At 66.8% G+C, this 15,487-nt stretch carries 17 protein-coding genes; 2 read left to right on the top strand and 15 right to left on the bottom strand.

Going from position 1 to position 15,487, the window contains the following annotated elements; all coding sequences use genetic code 11:
- Positions 1 to 6: 6 nt before the first annotated feature.
- From FBZ87_RS23965 to FBZ87_RS23940, 6 genes are all read right to left on the bottom strand, one after another.
- Complete coding sequence (locus FBZ87_RS23965) at positions 7 to 504, bottom strand: RES family NAD+ phosphorylase (protein WP_145613119.1); 498 nt, start codon at positions 502 to 504, stop codon at positions 7 to 9.
- 8 nt (positions 505 to 512) lie between these two features.
- Complete coding sequence (locus FBZ87_RS23960) at positions 513 to 863, bottom strand: MbcA/ParS/Xre antitoxin family protein (RefSeq protein ID WP_145613118.1); 351 nt, start codon at positions 861 to 863, stop codon at positions 513 to 515.
- 71 nt (positions 864 to 934) lie between these two features.
- Complete coding sequence (locus tag FBZ87_RS23955; RefSeq protein WP_186454954.1) at positions 935 to 2,314, bottom strand: serine hydrolase domain-containing protein; 1,380 nt, start codon at positions 2,312 to 2,314, stop codon at positions 935 to 937.
- A 211-nt stretch (positions 2,315 to 2,525) separates the two neighbouring features.
- A complete protein-coding gene (locus tag FBZ87_RS23950) occupies positions 2,526 to 4,007 on the bottom strand; it encodes a catalase (protein ID WP_186454953.1) in 1,482 nt (493 codons plus the stop codon).
- 129 nt (positions 4,008 to 4,136) lie between these two features.
- Positions 4,137 to 4,880: a 3-oxoacyl-ACP reductase family protein gene (locus FBZ87_RS23945; protein WP_145613116.1), complete on the bottom strand. Its 744-nt coding sequence runs from the start codon at positions 4,878 to 4,880 to the stop codon at positions 4,137 to 4,139.
- A 93-nt stretch (positions 4,881 to 4,973) separates the two neighbouring features.
- On the bottom strand, positions 4,974 to 5,552 hold the full coding sequence (locus FBZ87_RS23940; protein ID WP_145613115.1) for a TetR/AcrR family transcriptional regulator: 579 nt from the start codon (positions 5,550 to 5,552) through the stop codon (positions 4,974 to 4,976).
- A 325-nt stretch (positions 5,553 to 5,877) separates the two neighbouring features.
- On the opposite strand from FBZ87_RS23940, the gene FBZ87_RS23935 reads away from it, so the two are divergent.
- The gene (locus FBZ87_RS23935) at positions 5,878 to 6,870 is read left to right on the top strand and encodes a LysR family transcriptional regulator (protein ID WP_145613114.1); all 993 of its coding nucleotides are present in this window, start codon (positions 5,878 to 5,880) and stop codon (positions 6,868 to 6,870) included.
- A gap of 94 nt (positions 6,871 to 6,964) precedes the next feature.
- Here the strand turns inward: FBZ87_RS23935 and folB are convergent, their stop codons facing one another.
- A complete protein-coding gene (gene folB / locus FBZ87_RS23930) occupies positions 6,965 to 7,330 on the bottom strand; it encodes a dihydroneopterin aldolase (RefSeq protein WP_145613113.1) in 366 nt (121 codons plus the stop codon).
- A 246-nt stretch (positions 7,331 to 7,576) separates the two neighbouring features.
- On the opposite strand from folB, the gene FBZ87_RS23925 reads away from it, so the two are divergent.
- Positions 7,577 to 8,683, top strand: coding sequence for a threonine aldolase family protein (locus FBZ87_RS23925; protein ID WP_145613112.1), 1,107 nt, complete (start codon positions 7,577 to 7,579; stop codon positions 8,681 to 8,683).
- 247 nt (positions 8,684 to 8,930) lie between these two features.
- On the opposite strand, the gene FBZ87_RS23920 is transcribed toward FBZ87_RS23925, so the two are convergent.
- The 8 genes from FBZ87_RS23920 to rhmD all read right to left on the bottom strand — a co-directional run bounded on the left by FBZ87_RS23920 (position 8,931) and on the right by rhmD (position 15,454).
- Complete coding sequence (locus tag FBZ87_RS23920) at positions 8,931 to 9,257, bottom strand: hypothetical protein (protein WP_145613111.1); 327 nt, start codon at positions 9,255 to 9,257, stop codon at positions 8,931 to 8,933.
- 1 nt (position 9,258) lies between these two features.
- Positions 9,259 to 9,822 (bottom strand): isochorismatase family protein, encoded by a 564-nt coding sequence (locus FBZ87_RS23915; protein WP_145613110.1) that lies wholly within the window; start codon positions 9,820 to 9,822, stop codon positions 9,259 to 9,261.
- Positions 9,823 to 9,879: 57 nt separating this feature from the next.
- Positions 9,880 to 10,302, bottom strand: coding sequence for a MarR family winged helix-turn-helix transcriptional regulator (locus tag FBZ87_RS23910; protein ID WP_246134565.1), 423 nt, complete (start codon positions 10,300 to 10,302; stop codon positions 9,880 to 9,882).
- Positions 10,303 to 10,546: 244 nt separating this feature from the next.
- Positions 10,547 to 11,605 (bottom strand): L-rhamnose/proton symporter RhaT, encoded by a 1,059-nt coding sequence (gene rhaT, locus FBZ87_RS23905; RefSeq protein WP_145613108.1) that lies wholly within the window; start codon positions 11,603 to 11,605, stop codon positions 10,547 to 10,549.
- Between the two features lie 32 nt (positions 11,606 to 11,637).
- Positions 11,638 to 12,552 (bottom strand): amidohydrolase family protein, encoded by a 915-nt coding sequence (locus FBZ87_RS23900; RefSeq protein ID WP_246134564.1) that lies wholly within the window; start codon positions 12,550 to 12,552, stop codon positions 11,638 to 11,640.
- A gap of 76 nt (positions 12,553 to 12,628) precedes the next feature.
- A complete protein-coding gene (locus tag FBZ87_RS23895) occupies positions 12,629 to 13,384 on the bottom strand; it encodes an SDR family NAD(P)-dependent oxidoreductase (protein WP_246134563.1) in 756 nt (251 codons plus the stop codon).
- Entirely contained in the window at positions 13,381 to 14,247 is an 867-nt protein-coding gene (locus FBZ87_RS23890; RefSeq protein WP_145613105.1) for a 2,4-didehydro-3-deoxy-L-rhamnonate hydrolase, read from the bottom strand. The genes FBZ87_RS23895 and FBZ87_RS23890 overlap by 4 nt, the downstream gene beginning before the upstream one ends.
- Before the next feature lie 22 nt (positions 14,248 to 14,269).
- The gene (gene rhmD / locus FBZ87_RS23885; RefSeq protein ID WP_145613104.1) at positions 14,270 to 15,454 is read right to left on the bottom strand and encodes an L-rhamnonate dehydratase; all 1,185 of its coding nucleotides are present in this window, start codon (positions 15,452 to 15,454) and stop codon (positions 14,270 to 14,272) included.
- Between the last annotated feature and the right edge of the window lie 33 nt (positions 15,455 to 15,487).

The following is a 15,487-nucleotide window of genomic DNA, read 5'->3' as shown; positions in this document are numbered from 1 at the left end:
GATCCGTCAGCGGGCAAGCCGTTGTTCGTCGTCGATGAGAGTCAGCCGGCACGGGGCTGCGGAACCCCATCGCCAGAGCACCAAGTTCAGGTCCATCTCTCTGGCGCCACGGGCGTAGCTGCGGACCAGCAGGCCGTGGAAGCCTTGCGCGATCAGGCGCCGGGCGAAGGCCTGGGTGGGGGCCACCCCTGTCTGGCGCATCCGCTCGCGCCAAGCCGGGTCGGCCAGGCTGTCGGCATCCATGTCTTCGGAGGCCAGCGCGGCGGTATCGCGGGTGTCGAAGACGGCGGCGATGTCCGCGTCATAGGAGACGAGGGTGGTGGGTTGCAGGGTGCCTACCTGGTTGGCCTCCCGCACCGCCGTCATGATGGAGAGGGAGCAATAGAGTGCCGGTGTGCCCTTGGCGTTGAAGCGGCCACCATGAAGCTCCGCCCCCCGCCCGGACAGCGGCTCCCGGGCATACACCGGATTCAGCGCACGATAGAGCAGGCCCCGATACCCCATGGGCGGGGCTAGGCGTGGATGCCGGCGTCGACGGCGTCGATATAGTCCAGCACGTCATCGGCCCGGCCGTCGCGCACCAGCTGCATTGCCGTTTGACCGGCGAAGCCCGGCAGAGGTTCGGAGCGGTACCAGGCGTAGGCGATCAGGGCCGAGCCGAAACGTGGCTCGACCTTGTTGATGACCTCCACCATTTCCCGCAGCCGCCGTTGGGTCTTGGCGGACCGCAGGCGATCCTTACGCTGGATGGCGTCACGGCCCAAGCCGGCTGACCGGGCAATCTCCTCGCTGGTGGTGCGCAGGCTGTCGGCGATCTTGGCCGGTGCGAACAGCCCGTGGTCCGCGTATTGGGTGAGGGACATGGCCGCGATCCTCATAGCCACCATATATGACGCAATATGGCGTCATTTTTCGTGGCTATCAAGATTGGTAGTCAGTCGACGTAGACGAGGAACTGTTCATACCGCCCCGCGTCCGCCCGGGCGACGATGCGCACGCCGCGGCTGGCGTAGCGGGCCTGGTAGATCTCCTCGGTGAAGCCGCCGCGCAGGCGCCGGGCCATGGGCTTCAGATCCGTTACCGCGCCCAACGGGCCTAAGGTCGCGGCATAGTCCGCCAGCGCCGCCGGGCTGAAATAGGCAGCGCCATTGGCGGTCAGGTGGGCGGCGTCGGCGTGGCCATGGGCCAGGCCCTCCAGGAAGGCGCGCGCGGTTGCGGTTTCCTCAGCGCTGGGTTGGGTCGCCAGCGGCAACAGGGCGCTGATCTTCTGGGCGATGCCGGCCGGGTCGCCATAGTCGCTGTTGACCAGCACGACGATGGCCATGCCCAGGTCCGGCCACACCCGGTTTTCCGCTAGGAAGCCCGAGACCTCGCCGCCGTGGCGCAGCAGGCGGGCGGCGCCGTCGCTGGTGACCGTCAGGCCCAAGCCATAGCGCGCGTCCTGGCCGTTGTTCAGGCGCACGCTGGTCTCCATGGCGCGCCAGCTTTCCGGCTTCAGCAATTTCTGTCCCATCAGCGCGATGTCCCAGCGGGCCAAATCCTGCGGCGTCAGGGCCAATTGGGCGGCGCCCACCAGCCAGCCCGGCGCCTCCTTCGGGGCGGGGCGCGGCTGGCCCAGGGCATAGCGGGTGTAGCCGGCGGCGTCCTTGGGTCCCAGCGGGCCCTTGTCGATGTCGGCGGCGTCCAGGCCCAGGGGCTTCAGCACTCGGTTGGTGAGGAAGGTGAAGAAAGGCTGGCCAGAGGCCTTTTCCACGATGCGCGCGGCGATGGTGAAGCCGGTGTTGGAATACTGCCAGGCCTCGCCCGGCTGGAAATCCAGCGGCACTCGGGCCCAGCGGTCGAAGATGCCGTCGGCTGTGATGGGCTTTTCCATCATGGCTGGGACGTAGTCCTGCGGCCAGAAATCACGGTAGCCCGCCGTATGGCTCAGTACCTGGCGGATGGTGATGCGGTCCCCATCGGTCAGGTTGGGGATGAACTTGCCCACCGTGTCGTCCAGCGACAGCACGCCGTCCTCCACCAGCAGCATCACCGCGGCGGCCGTGAACTGCTTGGAGACGGAGCCGATGGCGAAGCGCTGCGCCGGTGTCGCCGCTCCCGCCGACTCCCGCCGCGCCTGGCCATAAGCGTGGACGTAGGCGATGGCCCCGTCGCGTACCACGGCGATGGAGGCGCCCGGCGTGCCGCTATCCGCCAGCGCCTGTGTCACTGTCGCGTCGATCTTGGCGGTCACGTCGGGGGCAAGATCCGCGCCGGATGCGGCGCCGGACAGGAGAAGGCCGCTCATGAAAAGGGTGGCAAGCAAGGTACGCATGAGCTTCCTGGGGTGGGCTGAAGGGACGGCCATCCTGTCACTCCGTCCCGCTTTAGGAAACGGGGCTTAATAACGCGCTCATGCGCCTGCCATTCCAAAGACCATTGCCTACAGCGCAAGAAAAAGGGGCGGCCCTCCCGCTCCTTGGAGGACCGCCCCTCGGCCGGCACCGGCGGGGTGGGAGGACCCGCCGGCGCCTGTGTCACGCGGGTCAGCGCGCGGTGGCCACCGCCAGGGCCAGCAGAGCTTGGGCTACACCCTCGCCATAGGCCGGGTCGGCCTTGGTGCAGTTGGCGATGTGGCGCTCCTGGATCGCCGCCTCCGCCCCGCTCAGGGAGCGGGCGGTGTTCTCGAACAGCAGCTTCTGTTGCGCCTGGCTCATCTTGCGGAACAGGATGCCCGGCTGCTCCCAATGGTCGTCGTCCACGCGATGGTCCCAATGGGTGGCCGTCCCTTCCAGCGGCAGGGGCGGCTCGGCGAAGTCGGGGTGGTCGGGCCACTCGCCATAACTGTTGGGGTAATAGTGCAACGTGCCGCCCTGGTTGCCGTCCGTGCGCATGGCGCCGTCGCGGTGATAGCTGTGGAATGGGCACTTGGGCGCGTTCACCGGGATGTGGTTGAAGTTCACCCCCAGGCGATAGCGCTGCGCGTCGCCGTAGGAGAACAGCCGGGCCTGCAGCATCTTGTCCGGGGAGAAGCCGATGCCGGGCACGATGTTGGCGGGAGAGAAGGCCGCCTGCTCCACCTCGGCGAAGACGTTGTCCGGGTTGCGGTTCAACTCCATCACCCCGACTTCGATCAAGGGGAAGTCCGCCTTGGGCCAGGTCTTGGTCAGGTCGAAGGGATTGTGCTTGTGCGCCTTGGCCTGGGCCTCGGTCATGACCTGGATGGACAGGGTCCAGCGCGGGAAGTCGCCGGCCTCGATGGCGCCGAACAGGTCGCGTTGGTGGCTTTCGCGGTCCTTGCCGATGACGGCCTCGGACTCGCCGTCCGTCAGGTTCTCGATGCCCTGCTGGCAGGTGAAGTGGAACTTCACCCAGTGCCGCTCATTGGCGGCATTGATCAGGCTGAAGGTGTGGCTGCCGAAGCCGTGCATGTGGCGATAGCTGCGGGGAATGCCGCGCTCGCTCATGACGATGGTGACCTGGTGCAGCGCCTCGGGCAGCAGGGTCCAGAAGTCCCAGTTGTTGTTGGCGCTGCGCATGCCGGTGCGCGGGTCCCGCTTCACGGCGTGGTTCAGGTCGGGGAAGCGCAGGGGGTCGCGGAAGAAGAACACGGGCGTGTTGTTGCCCACGATGTCCCAGTTGCCTTCCTCGGTATAGAACTTCACTGCGAAGCCGCGGATGTCGCGTTCCGCGTCCGCTGCTCCGCGCTCGCCGGCTACGGTGGAGAAGCGGACGAACAGGGGCGTCTGCTTGCCCACCTCGGAGAAGATCTTGGCCTTGGTATAGCGGCTGACGTCCTGCGTGACGGTGAAGGTGCCGTGAGCGCCCGACCCCTTCGCGTGCATGCGCCGCTCGGGAATGACCTCACGGTCGAAGTGGGCCAGCTTTTCGATCAGCCAGATGTCCTGCAGCAGGGCGGGACCGCGCGGTCCGGCGGTCTGGATGTTCACGTTGTCCACCACCGGCGCGCCGGTGGCATGCGTCATGTGGGGCTTGGACGGGCCACCGGACTCGAATGTGTCGGACATGGGTGCGGGCTCCATGAAGGCGTGGGGGAAGCCCCGGGTGGGAACCCCGGTGCTCACGCGTCGGATTTGGCCCGTAAGCAGGGGCGGGTTTCATTCACAACCCGCCCTGCCGTTGTTGCGCCAACCGCATCAGGCGGTGTAGCCGCCATCGATGGTCAGGCAGGCGCCGGTGATGAAGCCCGCCTCCGGCCCCGCCAGATAGGCCACAAGGCTGGCGATCTCGCTATCCTTGCCCAGGCGGCCGATGGGCATCAGCGTCATCAGGCGGGTCAACACGGCCGGGTCGGTGGGCACCATGTCGGTGGCGGTGGGGCCCGGTTGGATGGCGTTCACGGTGATGTCTCGGGGGGCCAGGTCGATGGCCATGCCCCGCGTCATCGCCGCCACTGCCCCCTTGGTCATGCTGTAGACCGATGCGCCGGGAAAGGCGGTGCGGTTGGCCGCCACGCTGCCGGTCGTGATGACGCGCCCGCCCATGCCCATGTGGGGCAGGGCAGCCTGCACCGCCGCGAAGGCGGCGCGGACATTGACCGCTACCATGCGGTCGAAGGTCTCCAGCGGGTAATCGTCCACCAGGCCATGGGTTAGCAGGCCGGCGTTGTTGACCAGGATGTCCAGCCGGCCATGCAACTGCGCCACCTCATCCACCGCCTGGCGCAGGGCGACCACGTCGGCGCTGTCGGCGCGGATGGCCAGGGCCCGGCCGCCCGCCGACTTGATCTGGTCCACCAAGGCGGCGGCCGGCGCCTCCGACGAAGCGTAGGTGAAGGCCACGGTGGCGCCGTCATGGGCCAAGCGGCGGACGATGGCGGCGCCGATGCCGCGGGAGCCGCCGGTGACCAGGGCGATCTTCCCGCCGAAGGGAAGGGTCATGATGTCTATCTCCATATCGTTACAGATGTAACAGTCCAAAATCAGGCTAAGCCCGATCCTTGAGGCCTTGTGGTGCCTAAAGATGGGAAGGGATCACTTCAGGCTCTTCAGCGCCAGGCGGGCCACGCGCCGCAGCGTGTCGGCGTCCGCGCCGGCCCGGGCCGACACCTTCAGCCCGGCCAGGGTGGCGCCCAGGAAGGCGGCGGCCGTGGGAACGTCCACGTCCGTTCCCATTTCGCCCGCCGCCCGGGCGGCGGTCAGCTGGGTTTTCAAGGCTTGGGCCAGGGTGTGGGCCGAGGCGTCGCCGATGGACGCGATCTCCGCGTCCGCCCGGCCGAACTCGCAAATGGCGCTGACGCCTAGGCAGCTGGGATGGTCGGACGCCACCGCCTTGGCGATGAAGGCCATGAAGGCGTATTCCACCCCCGTCAGGGGCGTGGGCGCCGCCATCATGGCGCGGACGAAATCGGCCACGTTCTCCTGGTTGTAGCGGCGCAGGGCCGCGAGATAGAGCTGCCGCTTGTCGCCGAAGGTGTCGTACAGGCTCTGCCGGCTGATCTTCATGGCGCGCAGCAACGCCTCGGTCGAGGTGCCCTCGAAGCCGTGTTGGGAGAAAAGGGCGATGGCGGCGCCCAACGCCGCCTCGCCGTCAAATTCCTTGGGTCTTGCCATGATTTCTAGATAGTGATTCCGGACTAATCTGTCCAGAATTAATTGACAAAAAGCCGCACGATTCTTCTAAGTCTCTGGATGTGAAGCGATATTGGCCGCCGCAAAAAGTGCCGCCCTGCAACATTTAACAAGGCTTAACGCCAAATCGGTGCAGGTCCGGACAATAGTGATGCGGTTGGCGCACATACACTGCAAGGCGAATGGGGGCTAAGCCGCCGCCTGGTTGGGGTCCGTCGCGGACCTCTGGCATTCCCCCCTGTGATCACCAGACCCGAGGCCCGCGGTTCCCCGACCGCCGGCCCGGAACAGAGATGAGGGACGCGAGATGTCAGACGTTGCGATGAAATACTTCTACGCCACCGCCATCCATGGGTCGATGCGGGCGGCCAGCCAGAAGATGAACGTGGCGGTGTCCTCGGTCAGCCGGCAGATCGCCCAGCTGGAGGCGGCGATGGGCATGCCCTTGCTGGAGACCGGCCGCCGGTCGGTTAAGCTCACCACCGCTGGGCAAATGGTGTTCGACTACTACCAGGCGCAGATGGCCGACCGTGAGGCCTTCACCGCCCGGCTCGAGGCCTTGCGCGGCATGCGTATGGGCACGGTGGAACTGGCGGTGGGCGAGGGCTGCACCGTCCAGGCCGTGCAGGGCGTGCTGGAGACCTTCCAAAGCCGCTATCCCGGCGTCGAGTTGGCACTGCACACCGTCTCCACGGCCGAGCTGGTGCGCATGGTGGTGGATGACGAGGTACACATCGCCATCGGTGCCCAGATTCCCAGCGATCCCAAGGTGCGCGTCCGCACCTCCGCCCGCCAGCCGCTGATGGTGGTCAGCCGCCCCGACCACGCCGTGGCCAAGCGTGGGGCGGTGACCCTGCAGGATCTGTCTGCCCACGATCTGTGCCTGTCGCCGCGTGACACCCGCATCCGCCAACTGCTGTCGGCGGCGGAAATGCGCCACCAGGTCTGGCTGCGCGCCACCATCACCACCAATTCCGTCCATACCATGCGCGAACTGGCGCTCAGCGGCCGGGCCGCCACCATCCTGCCGCGGGCCGCCGTTCTGGCCGATCTTGAGGATGGGTGCCTGGTGGCAACGCCGTTATGCGACGTCGACACCGACAGCACGACCGTCGACCTGGTGACCCGCCTGGGACGCCAACTGCCCCACGCTGCCACGCTGGCCCTGTCGCTGTTGGAACAACAGGTACACCGCTGGGGCCAGTGCGGTGGCTATCAGGGGGGCGCCGCCGTCACCGCGCCGATGGCGGCTGTCCACGGCCGGGCTGAGCGCCGCGTAGGGCTGGAGGCCGTCGCCTGAGCCTGTACGCCGCCATGGTCAGGGAAGGGGGCGGCCAGGGAAAGGGCGGGATCGCCGGGTCCGCCCCTTCGCGCGCGGATGATGCCGGTGCGGATCATCCTCTCCCTCGGCTGATACGTACCGACACGCCGTCGATGATGGCGGGAACGGGGGCGGAGGGCTTGTCCACCTGCACCGTGATGGTGTCGATGCGAGGGAATTCATCCAACAGGGTGCCGGCCACCGCCTCCGCCACCGCCTCGATGGTCATGAAGCGCCGGGCGGTGGCGACGCGGGTGGTCGCCGCCGTCAGCTTGGCATAACACACGCTCAAATCCCAATCGTCGGCCTTGCCCGCCACCGACAGGTCCAGCGTGCAGTCCAGCGAGATATAGAAGCGCTGGCCCAGCTTGGCCTCTTCCGCCGTCAGCCCGTGGTGGGCGTAGATGGCGATGCGGTGGACCAGGATGTGATCGGTCATGGGGTGGTTTCCTCTCAAGCCCGGGGTCAACGCCGCTGGGTCCCGCATACTGGGCCCGGCACAGGCTGCCCTTTCCCCGGTGCGCTGTCACGCCGTTCCGTCACGCCTTGCCCTGCCTGCGCTGTGGCATAAATGTGGGCATGTGATTTGGCTGTTGCGCCGGGGAAGGGGCCATCGCAGGGTGGCGCCCTCCGTCCTAATGGCCATCCCCCAGCGGGTTCTCCCGTAAAACCGGATCGTATGCCCATGCCTGCCGCCCCCGCCGGGACTCTCGCCGCTCACCGCCAGCGTTTGCGCCTGGATTGCCCCGTCGTCTTCCCCGGATTCCGCGCCCTGACCCCGGCAGAGGAGTTCCGGGCGGTGGCCGACTGGTGCGACGCGAACGGCGTCACCCATGATCAGTACGGCCAGGGCGACCTGCTGACGGCGTTCGAGGGCACGGTGGCGGGTCTGCTGGGCAAGGAGGCGGCCGCCTTCATGCCCAGTGGCGTCATGGCCCAGCTGATCGCCATGCGGCTGTGGACCGAGGTCAGCGGCGTGCCCCGCTTCGGCATGCCCCACACCTCCCACCTCGCCCTGCATGAGGAAGAGGCTTACCAGGCCCTGTTCAACTTCCACGGCGTGCCGGTGGGTGATCGCCGCCGGCCCATCCTGGCCCGCGACCTGGCGGCCGTGTCCCAGCCGTTGGCCTGCCTGCTGGTGGAACTGCCCTTGCGCGAGATCGGCGGCCAGCTGCCGGATTGGGACGAGCTGCAGGCCCTGAAGGAGTTGGCGCGATCGCGCCAGCTGCCGCTGCACATGGATGGCGCCCGCCTGTGGGAAAGCCGCGCCTATTACGGCCGCAGCTATGCCGAGATCGCCGCCGGCTTCGCCTCGGTCTACGTCTCGGTCTACAAGGGCATCGGCGGCGTCGCCGGGGCCGTGCTGGCCGGTGATGCCGATTTCATCGCCAACGCCCGGCTGTGGCAGCGGCGCCTGGGCGGCACTCTGGTCCGGCAGAGCCCTATGGTGGCCACCGCCGCCATGCGGTTCGAGACGCGACTGGCCCAGATGGACGCCTGCTACCGCCGCACCCTGGATCTGGCGGCAGGCCTGGCCGGCATTCCCGGTGTCCGCCTGAACCCCGCCGTGCCGCAGACCAACATGCTGCACATCTTCTTCGACCGCCCGGCGGAGGAGGTGGCGGAGACGCGGGACGCCATCGCCGGCGACGAGGGCCGCTGGGTGGCGGGGGAAATCCGCCCCGCCGACGTGCCGGGCTGGAGCGTGACGGAGCTGTATGTCGGTGACACCCTGCTGGGCCTCGACAATGCGCAGGTGCTGCCCTACTTCACGCGGCTGGCCGGCGTTTGACGGACGGCGCCAAGCGGGTCGTCGCTGTATTGATCGCACGCGTGGCCAAAGCCAGGGGCGCGTCCCCTCGCGGTGTAGCAGGCGAGCGACGTGACCCTCTCGTGCCATAACGAAGGAACTCGCGACTCGCCTTCGATGTGATCGCGGCACGCAAGACGTTGAGCGTGCCGGGCGGCTTTTCGAGATGGTGGCCTCACAGGCGAGCTGAAGCTGCGCAGCGATCGAAAGGCGCCCCACGCGGGGGCCTTCATGGACACTCCCCATTTCCGCCATGGAAGCGGCCGAAATGCCATGCCGAAAACAACGCGATCAGGAAGGCGCCCGCCCCCAAGGCGAAGGCGTCCGTCGTATCCTTCAACCCGAAATCATCCACGCGACAGATCAGTACATAGGCGACGGCCAGGTTGAAGAACCCCCATAGCACGTTGACGGTCGACGAAGAGAGCCCTTGACCGGACGGCTTGGCGAATGGGCTCTGAAACGGCCTGCCCATCATGCCGCTGACAGCGTGGGGGATCGCGTTCGCCAGGAAGGCGCCGCCGAAGAAATAGGACGCGAGCGCAAGCCACGGCATTTCAAGAGCTCCTTGCCGGCAGGAGATCGATGATCTCCCGGCTGGTGCCGGTTTCGCCGAGCCGCGGGAAGATGTTCTTGATGCTGTACTCGTGCGCCTCGGGACGTATGTCGGTCATGGCGTCGAGCGCGAGGGTGACGTTGAAGCCCGCCTCGTAGGCTTGACGCGCCGTCGCCTCGACGCCGGTTCCGGTCGCCACGCCCGCGACCACCACCTGGGTGACGCCCCGCGCTTTCAATTGAGCTTCGAGATCGGTGGTCGCGAAGGCACCCCAGCTCCGCTTCGTCGCGACGATGTCGGCCGCTTGCTGGTTCAGCTCCGGGATGAGATCAGTCCATCCGTCCGTACGGGTTCCTGTTTGACACGGCTGCTCCGTTCGGCCCGGCGCCCCGCCGGCGACGTTGACAAGCACGACCAGCAGGCCGCGCTCGCGGAAGGCGTCGGCCAGTGCACGCGCCCGTTCGATGACGCCATCGATGGGGTGGATGAGAGGGAGGCCGACAATGCCCTTCTGAAGATCGACGATTATCAGGGCGGTGTTCGGGTCGAGCGTCGTCAGCGCCATGGAGATATCCTCTTGAAGGTCCCGATGCAGGTGGCAGCTGTTGGCCGCGGAACTCTTTCAGCCGTCGACGAGCCGCTTCAGTAGTTCGACAGCCCTTGCGACCTCGTCCTGCTCCTGTGGTGAAAGCCGCGCCTGTAGTGTGCGCGTCAGCCAATCCTGGCGCGCGGCGCGGCCCTCTTTGATCGACTTCCGAAAGGCATCCGTGAGCGAGAAAAGGGTCTGCCTTCCGTCCGCCGGGTCCGGCGCTCCGCTCACGCGGCCAGCGGCTTCCAGCGCGCCCAGCACCGGCGCCATCGATTGCGGCCGCATCCCTTCGGCGCGGGCAAGGCTTGACGCCGTGGCGGGGCCGTCCTTCTCCAGGCGAAGCAGAACCGACACCTGAGAGGGTGTGAGGTCCCCGACATGCGCTTGATCGCGCAAGCGCCGCTTTAGCTTTCCCATCAGGGCGCGGAGGTCTTGCGCCAGGACCGATGTACGCATAGGCCCAGGATCATTCGGCGTGGCATTCATGTTGTGTTATCTATCAGATAGACAGGTAAACTGTAAAGATAATCTGTTCAGATAACCTGCATAAATGGGTCGCTGTACACCATGTCCCTGCTCATCGGCTGGAAAAAACGCTCTCCATCAGGCCGTCCCCCAATCCGCGCCTGCGCCCCTTCCAGTCGTTTCTCGCGCCACACGGGGCTTCTACATCACGCACAGGGATGGGGCCGGCAGGGAGTCACAGCGATCCTAAATAGTTACCCAGGCCGATGATGCAGGTGGACAGCACCAGCATGGCGATGCCCAAGCCCAGCACGGCGCGGGTACGGCGGCTGGAGCCGGCCCATTCCTGCAGCATGAAGCCCCATAGGGTGGCGAAGATGATGATGCTGGCCATGTGCAGGGTCCAGCTGGAGAAGCCGAAACGGCCCATCTGGCTTTCACCCATGGTGTAGAAGAAAAACTGCAGATACCAGGCGATGCCGGCCACCGCGCACAGGGCGTAGTTGCGCAGCAGGGGAGGCGGGGCCGCCGTGGTGTGGCCTCGACGGCCGGTGAACTCCGGCAGGCAGCCGTCGCGCAGGATCAGGTACAGGCACCAGACGAAATTGCTGGTGAAGCCGCCGGACAGCACCACCACCAGCACCGGCAGGCCCTGGGATAGCGTATCGGTGCCCTGGGCCAGGGTCAGCTGCCGGATGGGTTCGCCCGCCGCCAGGCCGTAGGCGAAGCAGCTGCTCATGATGCCGGAGAAGAGGGCGATCAGGATGCCGCGCCGGAAGTCGAATTCGGCCACGCCCTGCTGTTCCACCCCGTCGCCCTCCTTCAGGCGACCGGCCCAGCCGACGATGGCGATGCCCACCAGGCACAGGGCGACACCGCCCAGGATGACCAGGCCGTGACGGGTCCCGGCCAGGGTGATCAGCTCCCCGCTCACCAGCGGCGGGATCAGGGTGCCGAAGGCGGCGGTCAGTCCCAGCGCCACCGCCATGCCCAAGGACATGCCAAGATAGCGCAGGGTGAGGCCGAAGGTCAGGCCGCCCAGGCCCCATAGGGCGCCGAAGAGATAGCACAGGAACAGCGTGCGTGCGGGCGCGGCGGCCAACACGGCCCCCAGATTCTCCGTCTTGATCAGCGCGAACAGCCAGGGGGCCAGGATCCAGCTGAACACCCCGCCCACCAGCCAGAACACGGGCCAGGACCAGTTGCGCACGCCGCGGTAGGGAACATAGAAACTGGCGGAGGCCAGACCGCCCAGCCAGTGGAAGAACACGCCCAATACGGGATTGGCACCCATCTGTATTTTCTCCTCCCCGATGCTCTTCTTTGTCAGTCCAGGCAATAGACGCGCGTGGCGGTGCCGCCGAACAGGGCGGCGCGTTCGTCGCGTGAGAAATCGCGGGTGATATGGTCGTAGGCCTGGAAATAGGTGCCGAAGCGGCCGCCCAGACCGTCGACCGGGAAATTGCTGGCCACCATGCAGCGGTCCACCCCGAACAGCTCGATGGTGTGCAGGACGAAGGGGCGGATGCTGTCCGGGGTCCAGGCCCGGTCCAGCATACCCAGGCCGGAGATTTTGACCTGGACGTTGGGGTGGCGGGCCAGCGCCGCCATGCCCGCACGCCACAGCGCCAGGCCGTCCGCGTCCTTGTCCACCGGCATGCCGGTATGGTTCAGGATCAGGGTGGTACCGGGATGGCGAGCGGCGAGGTCGGCGGCCGCCGCCATCTGCCCGGGATAGATTTGCAGGTCGAAGGACAGGCCATGCCGGGCCAGGGCATGGAAGCCCGCCTGCCAGGCATCGTCCCGCAGCAGATCGCGCGGCGTGTAGGTCTTGGCCGGGTCGGGGTGCCAGTTCAGAATTTGACGAATGCCGCGTATATTGCGGAATTGGGCGTGGGCAGCCAACACCCGCTCCGCGTCAGGCGCCTCCAGCGCGGCATAGCCGACGATGCCGTGGGGGAAGCCGGTCCTATCGGCCAGGCCTTGCAGCCAGGCGCTTTCCTTCAGGGCGTCGTCCGGGTGGGCGCCGGCGTCGATATGCACGCTCTTGCCTAAGGTCCAGCCCCCGGGCAACTCACCAGCGACGGCCAGATAGTCGTCCACGCCCTGGTCATGGGCGATGGGCGTGACATCGCCATTGACCCCGCCGTCGCCCAGCGGCGGCGTCAGCCAGGGATAGCGGATATGGGCCAGATCCCACAGATGCATGTGGGGGTCGACCAGGATCAGCGCGTCAGCCATGGCCCGCGTGTTCCTCCCGTATTCGTTCATTCTTAAACGGCCGGACCCATTGCGGGCCCGGCCGGTACTCATACATTCAATAAGTCGTTCTGCCCCCGGAGGTATCGAACGTCGATGCGGTGGTGAAAGAACATTCTTCCGACGCCATGAAACAGACCATGGCGGCGCTTTCCTCCACATGGCCCAGGCGGCCCATGGGGATCTTCGATCGCATATAGTCCACCTGGCTTTGCGGCAGTTGGTCCAGGATGGGGCTGTCGAAGGTGGCGGGCGTGATGCTGTTGACCATCACGCCCTTGCCGGCCAACTCCTTGCCCAGCGACTTGGTCAGGCCGATGACCCCGGCCTTGCTGGCGGAATAGGCCGACGCGTTGGGGTTGCCTTCCTTGCCGGCCACCGAGGCGACGTTCACGATGCGGCCATAGCCCTGGGCCAGCATCAGCGGTACGACAGCGCGGCAGCAATAGAACAGGCCGTTGAGGTTGATGTCGATGGTGCGGCGCCAGCTGTCCAGCGGGAACTCATGCACCGGCACGGTGGCGCCGGTGATGCCGGCCGAGGCCACCAGGATGTCTACCCGGCCGCCCAGGGCCTGGTGGCTGGCCTTGGCGGCGGCTTCCACCGACGCGGCATCGGTCACGTCGAGGGCCACGGTGTGGATGGCACCCACGTCAGCCGCTGCTGTCGCCAGCCGGTCTTCCTGCACGTCCCACAGGGCGACCTTGGCCCCCTCCGCCACCAGGCGGCGGGCGGTCTCCTTGCCCAGGCCGGAGGCGCCACCGGTGATGATGGCCGTGCGGCCGCCGAAGCGGCCTTGAAACACTGTCGTCACGCCTGATCCTCCCGGTTGAACCATGCCACCACCTTCTGCCGCTGCGTCCCAAGCTTGGCGATGCCCAGGGTCATGACAGCCCCGGCCTTCAGGAACACCATCTCCGGCTTCTGGCCCTCGCCCACGCCCGGGGGCGTGCCGGTGGTCAGGATGTCGCCCGGTTCCAGGGTGATGAAACGGCTGACATAGGCGATCAGCTCGGCCACGCCGAAGATCATGGTGCGGGTGTTGCCCGTCTGCATGCGCCGGCCGTTGAGGTCCAGCCACATGTCCAGATCCTGCGGATCGCCCACCTCATCGGCGGTGACCAGCCAGGGGCCCACGGGGCCGAAGGTATCGTGGCCCTTGCCTTTGTCCCACTGGCTGCCGCGTTCCTTCTGGTTGAAGCGCTCCGACACGTCGTTCACCAGGACATAGCCGGCGACATAATCCAGCGCCCGGTCCTGCGGCACATAACGGGCGGTGCGGCCGAAGACCACGCCCAATTCCACCTCCCAATCCGACTTGGCGCTGTCCTGGGGCAGCATGACGTCGTCGTCCGGCCCGTTCAGGCAACTGGTGGCCTTGGTGAACAGGATGGGTTCGCTGGGGATGGGCAGGTTGGCTTCCTTGGCGTGGTCGGCATAGTTCAGGCCGATGGCCAGGAACTTGCCCACGCGGGCCAGGGGTACGCCCAGGCGAGGACTGCCGTCGACCAGGGGCAGGGCCGCGGGGTCGAGGGCACGCAGCCGGTCGAGCCCGGCGGGGGACAGGACCTCGGGCGTGATGTCGGCGATGGCACCGGACAGGTCGCGGATGCGGCCGTCCGCGTCCAGCAGGCCGGGCCGCTCCTGGCCCTGGGGGCCGTAGCGCAAGAGTTTCATAGGGTATGACCTTGCAATATGTTCAATGCGTATAGGGGCGGTGCAGGGTGACGGCGGGGTTGAGCTCCACACCGAAACCCGGCTTGTCGAGCGCGGTGGCCTTGAGGCGGCCATTGACGGGGACCGGCTCGCCCAGCAGCTGGGGATGGAACATCGGCACGACCTGGTCGGCCTGGGGCGCCATCATCAGGAACTCGGCGAAGGGGCTGTTATGCCGGCTGATGACGAAGTGGTAGCTGTAGACGCTGGAGCCATGGGGGATGACCATGACGCCCCGGCTGTCGGCCATGGCGGAGATCTTCAGCAGCTCGGTGACGCCGCCACACCAGCCCACGTCGGGCTGGATGATGTCGCAGCATTCCATCTCCATCAGCATGCGGAAGCCCCAGCGGGTGGCCTCATGTTCACCGGTGGTGACCAGCATGCCGGCCGGGGCGGCCTTCTTCAGCGCGGCATAGCCCCAGTAATCGTCGGGGCTCAGCGCCTCCTCGATCCACTTCAGGCCGTATTCCTTGGCCTTGTGGGCCAGTCGAGTGGCGTAGTTCAGGTCCAGCGCCATCCAGCAGTCGAACATCAGCCAGAAATCCTCGCCGCAGCGCTCACGCATGGTGGCGAGCTCGGCGATGTTCTTCCTGAAGCCGTCCTCGCCCTCGGCTGGGGCGTGGTGCAGGGGCATCTTGCCGCCGATGAAGCCCATGTCCTTGGCGAGATCGGGCCGGGATCCTGTGGCGTAGAAGCTCAGCTCATCGCGCACGGCCCCGCCCAGCAGCTGGTACACCGGCTCCTGCCGCAGCTTGCCCAGCAGGTCCCACAGGGCGAGGTCGACGCCGGAGATGGCGTTCACCACCAGGCCCTTGCGGCCATAATACTGGGTCCCGAAGTACATCTGGTCCCAGATCTTCTCATAATCGGTGGGGCTGCGGCCCTCCAGGAAGCGGGCCAGGTGCTTTTCCACGATATAGGCGGCGGGCTCGCCGCCCGTGGTGACGGCGAAGCCGACGGTGCCATCGCTGGCCTCGATCTCCACCACCAGGGTGCCCAGGACGTTGATGCCGAAGCTCTGCCGGCTTTGCCGGTATTCCGGGTACTTGGCCATGGGCGTGGCGATATGGTCGTCGATCCAGTGGCCGGCACCCTGGTCGTGATAGTCCGCACCGCCGCCGCGCACGGTGTAGGCGCGCACCTGTTTGATGGTGGGGAGGGTCATGGGAACGCTGCTCCTAGGCATGATCGAAGGACG

The organism is Nitrospirillum amazonense, from assembly GCF_007828035.1.
GTDB classification, from domain to species: Bacteria; Pseudomonadota; Alphaproteobacteria; order Azospirillales; family Azospirillaceae; genus Nitrospirillum; species Nitrospirillum amazonense.
This window is presented reverse-complemented; position numbering and strand designations above follow the sequence as displayed.

Coding starts and splice junctions, on each gene's coding strand:
- rhmD (WP_145613104.1), bottom strand. CDS start 15,454: ATGACCCTCCCCACCATCAAACAGGTGCGCGCCTACACCGTGCGCGGC.
- FBZ87_RS23950 (WP_186454953.1), bottom strand. CDS start 4,007: ATGTCCGACACATTCGAGTCCGGTGGCCCGTCCAAGCCCCACATGACG.
- folB (WP_145613113.1), bottom strand. CDS start 7,330: ATGACCGATCACATCCTGGTCCACCGCATCGCCATCTACGCCCACCAC.
- FBZ87_RS23965 (WP_145613119.1), bottom strand. CDS start 504: ATGGGGTATCGGGGCCTGCTCTATCGTGCGCTGAATCCGGTGTATGCC.
- FBZ87_RS23920 (WP_145613111.1), bottom strand. CDS start 9,257: ATGCCGTGGCTTGCGCTCGCGTCCTATTTCTTCGGCGGCGCCTTCCTG.
- FBZ87_RS23935 (WP_145613114.1), top strand. CDS start 5,878: ATGTCAGACGTTGCGATGAAATACTTCTACGCCACCGCCATCCATGGG.
- FBZ87_RS23960 (WP_145613118.1), bottom strand. CDS start 863: ATGTCCCTCACCCAATACGCGGACCACGGGCTGTTCGCACCGGCCAAG.
- FBZ87_RS23915 (WP_145613110.1), bottom strand. CDS start 9,822: ATGGCGCTGACGACGCTCGACCCGAACACCGCCCTGATAATCGTCGAT.
- FBZ87_RS23945 (WP_145613116.1), bottom strand. CDS start 4,880: ATGACCCTTCCCTTCGGCGGGAAGATCGCCCTGGTCACCGGCGGCTCC.
- FBZ87_RS23910 (WP_246134565.1), bottom strand. CDS start 10,302: ATGCGTACATCGGTCCTGGCGCAAGACCTCCGCGCCCTGATGGGAAAG.
- FBZ87_RS23900 (WP_246134564.1), bottom strand. CDS start 12,552: ATGGCTGACGCGCTGATCCTGGTCGACCCCCACATGCATCTGTGGGAT.
- FBZ87_RS23955 (WP_186454954.1), bottom strand. CDS start 2,314: ATGCGTACCTTGCTTGCCACCCTTTTCATGAGCGGCCTTCTCCTGTCC.
- rhaT (WP_145613108.1), bottom strand. CDS start 11,605: ATGGGTGCCAATCCCGTATTGGGCGTGTTCTTCCACTGGCTGGGCGGT.
- FBZ87_RS23890 (WP_145613105.1), bottom strand. CDS start 14,247: ATGAAACTCTTGCGCTACGGCCCCCAGGGCCAGGAGCGGCCCGGCCTG.
- FBZ87_RS23925 (WP_145613112.1), top strand. CDS start 7,577: ATGCCTGCCGCCCCCGCCGGGACTCTCGCCGCTCACCGCCAGCGTTTG.
- FBZ87_RS23940 (WP_145613115.1), bottom strand. CDS start 5,552: ATGGCAAGACCCAAGGAATTTGACGGCGAGGCGGCGTTGGGCGCCGCC.